Origin of the sequence: Leucobacter viscericola, assembly GCF_011299575.1 — a bacterium.
In the GTDB taxonomy this organism is placed as follows: Bacteria; Actinomycetota; Actinomycetes; order Actinomycetales; family Microbacteriaceae; genus Leucobacter; species Leucobacter viscericola.
Map to the genome: position 1 here is coordinate 1741548 of NZ_CP049863.1, position 12747 is coordinate 1754294.

The window sequence follows — 12747 nt, forward strand, 5'->3', positions numbered from 1 at the left end:
GCACCCACATAAACCTGGGGTTGAGAATCCACTGCGTCACTATTATGTCACCATTCGGGCACGGGCTTGGCACACTGCGACCACGAGGTGTCCGGATACACTTTTCAAATGAGCCAGCACCGCTTCGTAGACCTCAGCCACACTCTGCGAGAGGGCCTCATCACCCTGCCGGGTGTGCCCGCCCCATTTCTCACGCCGCATTTGCGCCGGGGTGAGGGTTCATACGCACCGGGCACCGATTTTTCAATGGATGTCTTCTCCATTCCCGGCAACACCGGCACGTACTTCGACACGGCTTGGCACCGCTATGAAGACGGTGCAGATCTCGCCGACCTCGAACTCTCAACCCTCGTTGACCTGCCAACCGAGGTGTTTCACCTCGCCGACTCAGCTCTTCGTGGCATTCCCGCCAGCGTGTTCCACGATCGGGACGTGCGGGGTCGGGCCGTGCTGCTGCACACCGGCTGGGATCGTCACTTCGGAACGCCGAGTTATGGCGATCCTGCCCCCTTCCTCACCGCCGAGGCGGTCGACTACCTCGCTTCACAAGAGGTAACCCTCGTTGGGATCGACTCCGTCAACATCGACGATATGTCGGCCGAGTCACAGGGTGAGCGTCCCGCCCACTCCGTGTTTCTCGCGAACGGAATTCATATCGTTGAGCACCTCACCTGCCTTGAACAACTTCCGTCGAGCGGATCCCTGTTTACTGCCGTACCGCCGAAGTTTGTTGGAACCGGCACATTTACGGTCCGCGCGTTTGCAAAAGTCCCGACCACGGCGGGATAAGTACCGGGCAATCCAGCCTCCCCAGATACTCGCTCGTTAGGCTTAGCCCCATGCCCAAGGCAACTACTCACCCCTCCGCGCTCGACCGACTCACCTGCGTCATCCCCGCTGGCGGAGTCGGCTCTCGGCTATGGCCCCTCTCGCGCGCGAACGCCCCCAAGTTTCTGCTCGATCTCACCGGATCAGGCGACTCCCTGTTGCGAGCCACCTGGGATCGGCTTGCGCCGGTTGCACCACCCGAGCGCATCATGGTGGTCACCGGTAACGCGCACCGCGATTCTGTCGCCGCGCAGTTGCCCGAGTTGCTTCCCGAAAACCTCGTGACCGAGAGCGAGCCCAAAGACTCCTCCGCCGCCATCGGCCTTGCGGCAGCGATCCTCGAGCTGCGCGATCCCGACGCCATCCTCGGCTCTTTCGCCGCCGACCACGTGATTCGCGGCGACGTGCTCTTCCAGCGTGCGGTCGCAACGGCGGCGCAGGCGGCTGACCAGGGCTACATTGCAACGATCGGGATCCACCCCTCGCACCCGGCAACCGGCTTCGGATACATTGCCTGCGGTTCAGCCCGCGGCGATCTCGCACCGTTTGACGTCTACGAGGTCACCGAGTTCGTGGAGAAGCCGAGCGCCGAGAAGGCGAGCGACTACGTTGAGGCGGGCGGGTACCTCTGGAATGCCGGCATGTTTATTGCGAAGGCATCGGTGCTGCTCGACCAGATGGCGCTCGCCGAGCCCGACATGGTGCGCTCGCTGCGCGAGATGGCAGCCGCCTGGGGCACCGAGCGCAGCGCAGATGTGCGCGAGCGACTCTGGCCAGTGCTGCCAAAGATTGCCATCGACTACACGGTTGCCGAGCCCGCAGCGGCCGCCAACAAGATGGTGTGTGTAGCTGCCCACTTTGACTGGGACGACGTGGGCGACTTCGCCAGCGTCGCGAACCTGCTGACTCGCGGCCGCGGCAGCGACCTCGCGGTGCTCGGTGACGGCGCCCAGGTGCTGTCAGACGGCTCGAGCGGCATCGTCGTCTCAGAGAGCGACCGCCTTGTGGCCCTCGTTGGTATGGAAGACGTGGTGGTGGTCGACACCGCTGACGTGCTGCTCGTCACTTCGAAGAGCCGCGCGCAAGACGTCAAGAGCCTGGTCAACCGCATGAAGGTTTCTGGCGGCGGGCACCTGCTCTAGCGCCGCGGCGCCACAGCGCCAAAACATCACCTCGACTTGCGCAGGTGCGGAACATAGCGCGGCACCCAGCGCGCGAATCCGACCACACCCAGAATGGCGAGCACACCGCTCGCGGCCATCGCTGCCGGGAGTGACGCTACGGCGATAGCGGAGGCCGCGAGTGGCGCGGTCGCCCCGCCAAAATCGACCAGGGTTCGCCAGGCGGCAAGAAACGGGGCGGGGTTGCCCGCTGGGGCGAGGTCCGCTCCAAGCGTGAGCACGATCCCGCTCGAGAGCCCATTACCGATGCCGACCACAATCGCACCGATAATCAGCCAGGTCACCGCGTTGGGCACATCGTGGGTGAGGGCGAGCGCAAGAAAACTCAGTGCCATCGCGGCCGTCGAGGGCAATGCCGCCCACAGCCGCCCGAAACGGTCCATGACCTGACCGCTCGTGTAAAACAGCGCGAAGTCGATCGCTCCACACAAGCCCACCACAAGGGCAATTCCCGCTGCGTCCATTCCAATTGAGATGCCCCACAGCGGAAGAAGAACGTCTTTCACCGACCGCAGGCCAGACAGGATCGCGGCGCAACTGCCGACACGAAACAGCGGAGCGTGCCCCTCGCGCACCGCCGCAATAATGCCACCCGACTCGGCAGACGCTGCTGCCGGCGAGGTTGCTGCCGAGTTAGTCGGCGGCACAATGCGTTCGGGATCGGGTGCGAACCCAACGAGCAGCGCCGTGAGGCCAATGCACACAATGAACGCCCACACCGTCGCATCGGGCGATCCCGTCGCCGCGACAATTCCGGCTGCGAGGAACGGCCCCGCGAACCGCCCGAGTCGGTTAGAGCCACCGAGGAGTGACAGGGCCCTGGCGCGAAAGTTCACGGGCACCCGCGTGGTCATAAACGAGTGCCGCGCTAGCCCGAAAGTGGCGGCGGCAAACCCCACCACAAAAACCGCGACACCAAGAAGTGCAGGATTCGGGGCCAGGGCGATTCCCACGGCCGCGAACAACGAAACCCCCGAGGCGATCAGCATCGCCACCCGCTCCCCCGCCCGCGACACCACCCAGCTGGCAGGGAGATTGCCGACGAGTTGACCCACCACCACGGCCGTCGCGATAAAACCCGCAAGACCAAGACTTGCACCCCGCGCAACCGCAAGAGAGGGCACAAGAGGCAGAATCGCGTACTCACCCAGGGTGAACAGTATTGTGGGCCCATAAATGCTGGGGGCTAGCCTCAGGAAGAGGGCGGAGGTTGCGGCTGCCATGACACTTCCACAGTAGTGCGGTGCCGAGCGAGCCGGTGCACTCTCAGAAAAGGACATTCACAATCTAGGCATAAATGAACTGATTCTTTGCTCCCTGGCAAGTGCGCGACCGTTCAAGCAATCTGGTGCAATGCCTAAAACCCACTCTGCTGCCGCCGTTGAAATCGGCCGCCGCATTCGAGAGGTGAGGCAACTACTCGGTATCTCGCTCGAGGATCTGGGTGAACTCTCTGAGATTGGTTGGACCAGTATCGGGCGAATTGAGCGAGGTGCTTCAAGCCCCAACGCGGAGACCCTGGTGCGCCTGGCCACCGCGCTCGAGGTTGATCCTGGCCAATTTTTGACCGGGATCACCGCCTCCGACTACGGCAAGCGGGCCCACCAGATCACCGTGCGTGATCTCATTAAGGCGCGTCGCGAACAGGGCTGACACACGACAGACCCCTTGTCCCTCTCCTGGGCGAGGGCTACCCTGAACCCAAAGCGGTGTGACCAATGTGTCAGGGGGAAACAGTGTGCCGTTGGATCGCGTATCTCGGGGCTCCGATCCCCATCGAAGACGTGCTGGTGAAGCCCAATCACTCCCTGATTGACCAGAGTCTGCTCGCGCGCGATCTCTTTCTCCCGCACGACCAAGAATCCGCACAGTTCAGACGTCATGCCTTCCCGACGAACGGGGACGGCTTTGGCCTCGCGTGGTCTGGCCGCGCGGGCGCGCTCGGCCAGTATCGTCAGATCGAACCGGCGTGGGGAAGCCAGAATCTGCGCCATCTCGCCGCACAGATCGAATCGGGATGTTTCCTGGCGCACGTCAGATCGGCGCCAACCGGCACGATCTCGGAGCAAAACTGCCACCCTTTTGTGCACGACGGTTGGATGTTTCAGCACAACGGCGAGGTCAACGGGTTTGCTGCGCTCAAGAGAGATCTCACCTTCGATGTGCTGCCGGAGCTGTACCCGTCGATTCTGGGCAACGGCGACTCCGAGGTCTGTTTTTATCTCGCGCTGAGCTATGGCCTCGCGGCCGATCCGGTCACCGCCCTCAGCCGTATGGTCGCTCGTGTCGAGCGGGCGAGAGCCGAGCGCGGGGTCACCGAACCGTTTCGCGCAACGATGTGCGCGTCAGACGGCACCCAGTTGGTCACACTGCGTTGGATCAGCGACGACGCCAGCGAAGCCGACGCTCCCTCGCTGTTCCACTCCTTTGGCCCAACCACACTGCACACGGCGGCTGGAGCAAATGAGCCGCTCCCCGCCAATGCGCAACTCGTGGTCTCCGAACCGCTCGAACTGCACTGGAGCCGGCGAACCTGGCATGAAATTCCCGCGCGCACGATCGGGGTGTTCAAGCCAAGCGCCGCACCACTCTTCGCCCCGGTCGATCTCGGTTTATAGATTTCAGTCTCTAGATTTCAACTCAAAGTCATTTGGCCGCCAGGTGCCGTCGAACGCGGCCTCGGTTGGACCGTAGATCCTGAAGTACACAAACCACCCGACACCGGGAATCGTTTGAATCCAGGTGCCGTCATCGTTCGCGGGAGCGGTCGGGCCGAAGTGAAGCGTGACAGATTCGCCATCAAGATGATCATCCAGCTCGAACAGCGACCTCAACGCGGCCTCACCCTGCTCGGTCAATATCTGGCTGCGCGTGCGGGCGTCGTACACAGTTATGCTCCAGAACAGATTACCCGGAACGGGTAGTGGCACCTCGAGCGTGTACTCCTTGCCACCATCCAGGTATGCACCCGAGCTGTCCCGCGCGCTAAACCAGTAGAGAGAGCCGCCACCCGCGACCCTGCGGAACATCGCCGGCGATGCGGCGATCGCCTGGTAGAACCAGGTCTCGCGGGCGGTAACGTCGAGCAGGCCGTCGAGCTGAAATAACGCGTTCTCCGGGCGAAGGCTCACCCACTCCCACTGGCGATCTGGCCAGGCAACACGATCCTCGCGGCGATCCGCGAGTGACTGCACCCGCATCTGTGCGTCGGCCCCCACAGCAGCGCGGTCAAGCACCGCACGCACCACTTCATCCTGCGGCATGGGTTGCCCAGCGCGGATACCGAGCTCGGCGAGCTGAGCAACATACGGCGCGTCAGTTTCGGTAGTCCCCTCGATCGTCAGATAGTCGCGCAAGTACTCCCAAAACGCCGGAGTGCCCTGTACCCCGTTGGGGCTGGTGTCTTGCGGAATCCCGCTCAGCTCGATCCAGCGCGGCTCTTGCCACGAGGCTTCAGGATCAAGCGGCGTGACCCGCGTTTCCCGCAGAAGTTCAAGTGCAGCGTCGACATCTCCGTCGACCGGAATAGCGCGCAGCCCAATCAGCACGTGCCTCGACGCGGCGCGCACCGTGATCGCTCCCTCGACCTCCTTGTGCAGCACTCCTCGCGGCAACACCAGGTACCGGCCTCCCGCACCGGCGTCGGCACCGGGAATGCCGACGTCGGTCACCCAAGACTGATCAACGTTCAGCATCGAGCCCACGATTGGCCCCGCGGGAATATCAACGAGCATCGGCCCGAGATCGAGATCCAGAAACACCGGTGCATACGGGGTATCAGAATTGAGCGTGAGCCCCACCTGCGCCGGTCGTGTATCCATGGTGCCGAAGACTCGGTTGGGAAGGATCCCGACCTTTTCGCTGCCTCGCAGGATCGCAATCCCCGACACCGCAGGGAAGAAGTGCTTGTAGCAGGTAATTGCCCGCACGAGATCAGAGGCCTCGTAGGCGACCCGCACCGCATCCGCGTCGGGAAATCCCTCAGGAGTCAGACTCGCTTGTTCACCCATGATGCTCCTCAGTTTGAGTTGTATAAGGACCAATACCCATCTCGATCCCACCACAGCGCCTCACAAAACAGATCACCCGTTCCGGGCGAAGGCAGTGAATGAAACCTTTCAAACACCGAAATCCCCTCTGTGCAATAATCGCAAGAGGATAGTGAAGGAGGGGGCATGCCACTATCAGTTCCTCACGTACTGGTTGTAGATGACGATCCAGATGTTGCACTTCTCGTCAAGACGCTCCTTGAGCGTCGTGCCGGGTGCACGGTCGAGGTCGCGGCGGACGGGATCACCGCGATAGAACGCGCGGTTGCTTCGCAACCGGATGTTGTGGTGACCGACATTGAAATGCCAGGCCTCAACGGCCTGGAACTCGTCGAACAGTTACGGGAGAAGATTCCCGGCGTTCCCATCATCGTGATGACCGCGCACGTCTCGGTCGACTACGCGGTATCGGCACTGCGCGCGCAGGCAGACGAGTTTCTGACCAAACCCCTCGACAACGCTCGCCTTATCGAAACGGTCAAACGGCTCGCAATCGAGGGCCGAGGCCGCAGATCCGCTCAGCGCACCCCCGAAACCGTGCTTGCAATTGGCGCTCACCCTGACGATGTGGAGATCGGCGCCGGTGGAATTCTCGCCGCGCACGCCCACGCGGGTGACAACATCACGATCCTCACGATGTCTCGGGGCGATCGTGGCGGCAATGCAAACGATCGACAGGGTGAATCGCTCGCGGCAGCCGAACTGCTGGGGGCCAGGCTGTTCCTGAAGGATCTGATCGACACCGAGATCTCTAGCGGAGGCGCAACGGTTCGGCTGATCGAAGAGGTTGTGCAAGAGGTGCAGCCGACGATCGTTTACACGCACTCCGGCCATGATCGGCACCAGGATCACCGGGCAGTGAGCGAGGCAACAATCGTCGCGACCCGCAAGATCGGCACGGTCGCCTGCTACCAAAGCCCTTCGGCGACGATCGACTACCGGCCAACGCGCTTTATTCGCATCGAGCAGTTTTTAGACGAAAAGCTCGAGTTGCTGAAGTGCTACGAGTCGCAGGTGCTGAGCCGCGACTATCTTGCCCCCGACTTTGTCACGGCGACCGCACGCTACTGGACCCGATTCGGCGGCGGCACAGCGGTAGAACCACTTGAGGTGGTTCGGGAAAGCTCAGAGCTTGCTCGAACCCGCGAACACCTTCGACAGGAGAGTTAATGACCACTCGCGTACTGGTTACAGGCGCTGGCGGGCCAGCGGGAGTTGCAGTGATTCGATCGCTCCTCAAGCGATCCGACCTCACCGTGTTTGCGGCTGACATGGACGGGTGGGCAAGTGGCTTGTACCTGGTGCCCGCTGAGCAGCGCAGGCTCGTGCCGCCCGGCCGTGATGACGATTTTGTGCCCGCCCTCAGCCGTTTGGTCGCAGAGGATCAACTAGACCTCGTCATCTCGACGGTCGACGTTGAGTTGCTCGCCGTGGTTGACCGCCGCGACGAACTCGCACCGGCGATATTGGCAGCACCATCTGCCGAGACCCTGCAGGTATCGCTCGACAAGCTTGCGCTCGCGGAACGCTGCGCGGCCACAGGACGCGCTCCCCGCACGGTGCTCGCGGGGCCCGACGCGCTCGCTGTCGATTGGGAATTCCCCGCGTTTGCGAAGCCCCGCCAGGGTGCGGGCAGCCGCGGGATTCGTATGGTTCAGGATCGCGCGGCGCTCGAGGCGCTGCCGCTTGATGAGGGCCTGATTGTGCAAGATTTGCTGCCGGGTGAGGAGTACTCGGTCGATGTGATCGCCGACGCCTCTGGCAGCGTGGTCGCGGCGGTACCTCGCACCCGCGCACGGGTCGATTCGGGTGTTGCGATCGCTGGCCGCACACTGCACGATCCCGAGCTCCAAGAGACGGCGGCGGCTGTTGCTGAGGCCATCGGGCTTGTCGGAGTGGCAAATGTGCAGCTGCGACGGGACCGCGCGGGCCGCCCGATGCTGCTCGAAGTGAACCCTCGGTTTCCTGGCGCACTCCCCCTCACCATTGCAGCCGGGGTCGATATTCCCTCGCTCGTGGTCGACCTGTTTCTCGGCAAGGCCATTCCCGCGAATGTGCCGTTCGCGGAGATCGCGACCGTGAGGTTTCTCGAAGACGTCATCATCGAGGTCGACGAGGTGCTGGAGTCAGCCCATGCGGGGCACCAGGACGAGTTATGACCGCTGCGATTCTGCGCGGTGACCATCACGTCCACTCAACCTTTTCTGATGACGCGGTCTCAACGCTCCAAGAAAATGTTGCCGCAGCGGTGGCTGCCGGTCTTGATACCGTGCGGCTCGTCGATCACGTTCGCAGCAGCACCGACTGGGTGCCGGAGTACCTCGCGGCGGTACACGCGCTGCAGATCCCTGACGGGTTGACGGTGCTCACCGGAGTGGAAACCAAGGTGCTCGATGTTTCTGGAGCGCTAGACCTGCCCGCGTTGCCAGCCGGGATCGACCGGATTCTGATCGCTGACCACCAGTTCCCAAGCAGCGAGGGTCCCCTCTCACCGAGCACGGTCACCGAGCGACTCGCAGCGGGCTGGTCAGTCGAAGATGCACTCGACGACCTGGTCACCTCGCTGGTCCAAGCGATGCAACGCCACCCGGGCAATCAACTCGCGCACTGCTTCTCAATCCTCCCGAAGGTTGGCCTCAGCGAGGCTCAGCTCGGCGGCGAGCGCCTCCAACTGTGGGCAGAGACCGCCGCGGCCACCGATACCTTTGTTGAGGTCAATGAGAAGTGGGGCTGCCCGGAGCCCGCGACGCTTGCAGCGCTGCGGCGATCCGGAGCCACCCTCGTCGCCTCAACCGACAGCCACCGCGCGGAAGACGTTGGTCGCTACCGCCGCGTGCCCGAGATGCTGGAGGCTGTGAGCGCGCATGGGTGACTCGAACTGGCCACAGGTAGTGCTCATCATCTTTCTGCTGGTGTGCGTCTTTCTCGGCACAACACCGGTGTTGAATACCGCGCTCCAGTTTTTGGTGCTGCCGTTTCACGCCGTAAAGAATCACTATCGCCATGCGGCACCCTACTTTCCGAACGTCGCGGTGATCGTGCCCGCCTGGAACGAGGCGCTTGTGATCGGGGCCTCGATTGATCGGCTTCTAACCCTGGGGTACCCGCCTGAGCGTCTGCGTATTTACGTGGTGGACGACGCGTCGACCGATGACACCCCCGCCGTTGTGCTCGGTAAGGCCGCCGAGCACCCCGGCCGCGTGTTTCATCTGCGCCGCGACGTCGGCGGCGAGGGCAAAGCGCACACGCTGAACCACGGCATCTCACGAGTGCTCGCGGAGCCGTGGGCGGAAGCCATCCTCATCATGGATGCCGACGTCATTTTCGCGCGTGACTCACTCCGCAAGATGACCCGACACCTTGCGGACGAGCGGGTCGGCGCCGTAACCGCCTACATCGCCGAGGGGAGTGAGGATCGCAACTACCTCACCCGGTTTATCGGTGTGGAGTACATCATCGCCCAGCTCGCATCGCGTCGCGCGCAGAACGTGCTCGGCGCAATCGCGTGCCTCGCTGGTGGAGCGCAACTGCACTCACGCGCGAACCTCGAGGCAATCGGTGGCAGGATCCCAACCGGCACACTCGCCGAAGACACGATGACAACCTTCGAGAGCCAACTCAAGGGCCGCCGCATGGTGTTCGAGCCGCACGCGAAGGTGTACGCGGAAGAACCCCGCTCTTTGGATGCGCTGTGGAAACAGCGCCTCCGCTGGGCGCGCGGCAACGTGCAGCTGACTTCGATCTACAAGCGGCTGTGGTTTCGACCAAGCCGCACCCATCACCTCGGCAGCATTCCGTTTGGTCTGAGCTGGTTCAGCATCCTGCTGCTGCCAGCCTGGATGTTGCTCGCGTCGTTCTCCCTGCTCGCGCTGCTCCTCATGGATACCAACATCGACGAGGTGGCCTTCCGCTTCACCTGGATCGTCGCAGCCTGCACCTACATCTTTTCGATGGTGTTTTCTGTGCAGTTGGATCCCGCGCACGGCCTCAGGTCTTGGCGAGAGGCGCTGCTGTTTCCCGGGGTGGGTGCCATGCTCGTGATGGCCATTGCGATTTTCCCGAGAACCTCCGGTCTTGCGATGACAGATCTCTTCGGAAACACCTCAGAGCAGAGCCGGTTTGCCTTTACGATCCTGCTCTACCTGTGGGGTCCCGTCTCAATGCTGGGCGCCTGGGTTGCGCGCCTCGTTGAGCGTTTGCCGGGCGGGCGATTCTTCACGGGATTACTCATTTACTTTTTCGGATACGGATCACTGCTGTGCGCGATTACAGTTGACTCATACATAAAGGAATGGCGCCGCGCCGACGCCTCCTGGGTGAAGACCGAGAAAGTGGGAAGGGTCGTCTCATGAACGAACAATCCTCACAGGCGAAACATGGCACAGACGAGATCACTCGCGACGAGATCACTCGCGACGCTCGCAAAGAGCTGTGGCTGATCCCGCAGGCCTTGCTGGCGTTTGCCGTTGTCGCCGCCATCGCCATCGTGCGTGAGCTGGTGCTGCGATGAATGCCCGCCCGCTCGCCCTTGTTGTCGAAGACAGCGACGATCAGTCTGCGCTGCTGCGGCACCTCCTCGAGCGTCAGGGGTACGAGGTCTTCAGCGCTCCCAACGCAGAGGTGGCCGTGGCCGCGTTTGTGAATATCGAGCCGCGCGTTGCGATACTCGACCTTCGCCTGCCTGGAATGAGTGGCACGGAGTGCGCCCGTCTCGTGCGGGAGCGGTTTCCCGATTGCTTCATCATCGTCAGTTCCGTTCTCGACGCGGCAGACTACCCCGCAGCTGACGCGGCCCTGCCAAAGCCGATTACGGGCGCTGATCTGCGAAAGCTACTCGAGGGGCTCGCTCCGTGACCGCAGCGGGAGACAGCACCGTCGAAGATCGTTGGTACCGCGCCTTCTCGCGCGCCACACCACTCGTCAAACAGCTCCCCAACACGATCGCGATGGCAATTGCGCTCGTCCTCACCTTTGCGGTGCCGGATCTGCCAATCACCAGCCTCGCGACGACACTCTGGGCTGGCGCCGTCATTTTTGCCGCAACGGCATACGCAGGAATCCTGAGTTGGCGGCATCAGCTTGACGGCGTTCTCGTGTTCGTCATTCCGATCCTCGACATCATCGGTTTTGGCATGCTGCGCGCCGGCACCGGTGCGGGTCTGTCGATATTTGGATCGCTGGTGCTCATACCCGTGGTCTGGCTCGCGATGGCGCCGGGCATTCGCTACGTCTTTGTGATCCTCGGGATGACCTCGCTCATCATCCTGATGCCCTACTTTTTCGATCCGCCCTCCACCCACGCGGACTGGCTGCGAGGAGTCATCACGCCCGTTGTCTACGCAGCGGCAGCGGCCATCGTGAACGTGCTGTCACGCCAGCAGCGCCGTCGCGCGGAACAGGCCGAGAAACTGGTAAGCGAGCGAACCAAAGCGCTCGCCGAAAACTTTGAGATGATCGCCCAACTGCGAACGAGCGAGCAGCAGTACCGCACCCTTCTCGACTCGTTCGAGAGCCTGTGGTCGTCGATCACAGCGCAGGCTGTCATCGCAACGGACTGCCGCGGCACCATCGAGGCCTGGAACCCCGGTGCAGAGCGCATGCTCGGGCTGAGCTCTGCGGAGGCGCTCGACAGCGTACGGATCGATCGGTTCTTCCCCTCCTCCGTGCTCACAATGCTCGCGGATCAGCACCCGGACATTGAGCACCCTTTCGCCCCGGCAGACATGCCCGCGGGAATACAGGCACTGTTTGCGCGCGCGGACACCGACACGACAGTTGCGGACGACATCGAGATCGCCACCGCGGGCGGATCGACCGTACCCGCTCGAGTCACCGTCACCCCGCGTAAAACCGGCACCGGTGAGCAGCGCGGATACCTGCTCGTGGTCACGGATGAGACGCGCGCGGTAGAGGTGGCGCGCATGAAGGATGAGTTCGTAGGGATGATCTCCCACGAGCTCAGAACACCACTCAGTGCCATTATCGGGTTCATCGACCTGCTGCGTAACGACCCGGAGACACCCCTCACTGCCGAACAAAACGAGTTCGTGAGCATTATTGAGCGCAATGCACAGCGCCTCCTCGCTCTCGTCGGGGACCTGCTCTTCACCGCGCAGGTCGAGTCGGGGCGTTTCCCGCTTGAACCACAAAGCATCGACATTTGCGACTCGGTTCGATCAGCCGTGCGCTCGGCAACCCCGCATGCTCAGCGCGAGGGCATCGTGCTTGCAGCGGAGCTCCCGGAAGAACCGGTCATGATGCTCGTCGACCCAAGGCGGATGGGCCAGGCGCTCGACAATCTGCTCTCGAACGCCATCAAGTTCACCCCTCGAGATGGCCAGGTGACCGCGGGGGTTGACGTGAGGCCTGGCGAGGTTGTGCTCTACGTTCGAGACACGGGGCTTGGGATCCCGAAGGACGAGCAGGGCATGCTCTACAACCGGTTCTTCCGCGCCTCAACGGCTACCAGGAACGCGGTGCCCGGGGTTGGACTCGGACTCACCATCACCAAGGCCATCGTCATTGCGCACGGAGGAACCATGGACTTTACGAGCGTGGTCGGCGAGGGAACCGAGTTCCGCATGTCGCTCCCACTCGCGCCAAAGCCCGAGGCCGCGTCCACAAGCGCTACAAACGATTAGGCCCGTAAAACATAATTAGGCCGGAACCAAGTCCCCCACTTGGTTCCG

The 12747-nt window shown here is 62.7% G+C and carries 13 protein-coding genes; 11 read left to right on the plus strand and 2 right to left on the minus strand.

The genetic code is table 11. The features are described 5' to 3' along the window. The first annotated feature begins 108 nt into the window (after positions 1-108). Positions 109-789, plus strand: a complete 681-nt coding sequence (locus tag G7068_RS07820) for a cyclase family protein (RefSeq protein ID WP_166290849.1) — start codon at positions 109-111, stop codon at positions 787-789. Positions 790-839: 50 nt separating this feature from the next. Further along, positions 840-1970, plus strand: coding sequence for a mannose-1-phosphate guanylyltransferase (locus G7068_RS07825; RefSeq protein WP_166290851.1), 1131 nt, complete (start codon positions 840-842; stop codon positions 1968-1970). A 26-nt stretch (positions 1971-1996) separates the two neighbouring features. Here the strand turns inward: G7068_RS07825 and G7068_RS07830 are convergent, their stop codons facing one another. Further along, entirely contained in the window at positions 1997-3232 is a 1236-nt protein-coding gene (locus tag G7068_RS07830) for an MFS transporter (RefSeq protein ID WP_166290853.1), read from the minus strand. Positions 3233-3362: 130 nt separating this feature from the next. Here G7068_RS07830 and G7068_RS07835 point away from each other — a divergent pair, with 130 nt between their 5' ends. Together G7068_RS07835 and G7068_RS07840 are read left to right on the plus strand one after the other, a co-directional pair. Then, positions 3363-3662: a helix-turn-helix domain-containing protein gene (locus G7068_RS07835; RefSeq protein WP_166290855.1), complete on the plus strand. Its 300-nt coding sequence runs from the start codon at positions 3363-3365 to the stop codon at positions 3660-3662. 83 nt (positions 3663-3745) lie between these two features. Beyond that, entirely contained in the window at positions 3746-4627 is an 882-nt protein-coding gene (locus G7068_RS07840; RefSeq protein WP_166290858.1) for a class II glutamine amidotransferase, read from the plus strand. A gap of 3 nt (positions 4628-4630) precedes the next feature. Here the strand turns inward: G7068_RS07840 and G7068_RS07845 are convergent, their stop codons facing one another. Further along, a complete protein-coding gene (locus G7068_RS07845) occupies positions 4631-6019 on the minus strand; it encodes a DUF1214 domain-containing protein (protein WP_166290860.1) in 1389 nt (462 codons plus the stop codon). Positions 6020-6184: 165 nt separating this feature from the next. On the opposite strand from G7068_RS07845, the gene G7068_RS07850 reads away from it, so the two are divergent. From G7068_RS07850 to G7068_RS07880, 7 genes are read left to right on the plus strand one after another with little or no spacing between them, the layout of a single operon-like run. After that, positions 6185-7228, plus strand: a complete 1044-nt coding sequence (locus tag G7068_RS07850) for a response regulator (protein WP_166290862.1) — start codon at positions 6185-6187, stop codon at positions 7226-7228. Beyond that, positions 7228-8217 carry an ATP-grasp domain-containing protein gene (locus G7068_RS07855; RefSeq protein WP_166290864.1) on the plus strand — a complete coding sequence of 330 codons (990 nt, stop codon included), beginning with the start codon at positions 7228-7230 and terminating at the stop codon, positions 8215-8217. Before G7068_RS07850 ends, G7068_RS07855 begins: the two co-directional genes overlap by 1 nt. Next, on the plus strand, positions 8214-8930 hold the full coding sequence (locus G7068_RS07860; protein ID WP_166290866.1) for a PHP domain-containing protein: 717 nt from the start codon (positions 8214-8216) through the stop codon (positions 8928-8930). Before G7068_RS07855 ends, G7068_RS07860 begins: the two co-directional genes overlap by 4 nt. Further along, on the plus strand, positions 8923-10410 hold the full coding sequence (locus G7068_RS07865; RefSeq protein WP_166290868.1) for a glycosyltransferase family 2 protein: 1488 nt from the start codon (positions 8923-8925) through the stop codon (positions 10408-10410). The genes G7068_RS07860 and G7068_RS07865 overlap by 8 nt, the downstream gene beginning before the upstream one ends. Next, the gene (locus G7068_RS07870) at positions 10407-10568 is read left to right on the plus strand and encodes a hypothetical protein (RefSeq protein ID WP_166290870.1); all 162 of its coding nucleotides are present in this window, start codon (positions 10407-10409) and stop codon (positions 10566-10568) included. Before G7068_RS07865 ends, G7068_RS07870 begins: the two co-directional genes overlap by 4 nt. Next, a complete protein-coding gene (locus tag G7068_RS07875; protein ID WP_166290872.1) occupies positions 10565-10912 on the plus strand; it encodes a response regulator in 348 nt (115 codons plus the stop codon). Before G7068_RS07870 ends, G7068_RS07875 begins: the two co-directional genes overlap by 4 nt. Continuing rightward, entirely contained in the window at positions 10909-12699 is a 1791-nt protein-coding gene (locus G7068_RS07880) for a sensor histidine kinase (RefSeq protein WP_244304784.1), read from the plus strand. Before G7068_RS07875 ends, G7068_RS07880 begins: the two co-directional genes overlap by 4 nt. Positions 12700-12747: the final 48 nt, after the last annotated feature.

Excerpts from the sequence above, each read along its gene's own strand:
- G7068_RS07820 (WP_166290849.1), top strand. The coding sequence starts at position 109 with ATGAGCCAGCACCGCTTCGTAGACCTCAGCCACACTCTGCGAGAGGGC.
- G7068_RS07825 (WP_166290851.1), top strand. The coding sequence starts at position 840 with ATGCCCAAGGCAACTACTCACCCCTCCGCGCTCGACCGACTCACCTGC.
- G7068_RS07830 (WP_166290853.1), bottom strand. The coding sequence starts at position 3,232 with ATGGCAGCCGCAACCTCCGCCCTCTTCCTGAGGCTAGCCCCCAGCATT.
- G7068_RS07835 (WP_166290855.1), top strand. The coding sequence starts at position 3,363 with ATGCCTAAAACCCACTCTGCTGCCGCCGTTGAAATCGGCCGCCGCATT.
- G7068_RS07845 (WP_166290860.1), bottom strand. The coding sequence starts at position 6,019 with ATGGGTGAACAAGCGAGTCTGACTCCTGAGGGATTTCCCGACGCGGAT.
- G7068_RS07850 (WP_166290862.1), top strand. The coding sequence starts at position 6,185 with ATGCCACTATCAGTTCCTCACGTACTGGTTGTAGATGACGATCCAGAT.
- G7068_RS07855 (WP_166290864.1), top strand. The coding sequence starts at position 7,228 with ATGACCACTCGCGTACTGGTTACAGGCGCTGGCGGGCCAGCGGGAGTT.
- G7068_RS07860 (WP_166290866.1), top strand. The coding sequence starts at position 8,214 with ATGACCGCTGCGATTCTGCGCGGTGACCATCACGTCCACTCAACCTTT.
- G7068_RS07865 (WP_166290868.1), top strand. The coding sequence starts at position 8,923 with ATGGGTGACTCGAACTGGCCACAGGTAGTGCTCATCATCTTTCTGCTG.
- G7068_RS07870 (WP_166290870.1), top strand. The coding sequence starts at position 10,407 with ATGAACGAACAATCCTCACAGGCGAAACATGGCACAGACGAGATCACT.
- G7068_RS07875 (WP_166290872.1), top strand. The coding sequence starts at position 10,565 with ATGAATGCCCGCCCGCTCGCCCTTGTTGTCGAAGACAGCGACGATCAG.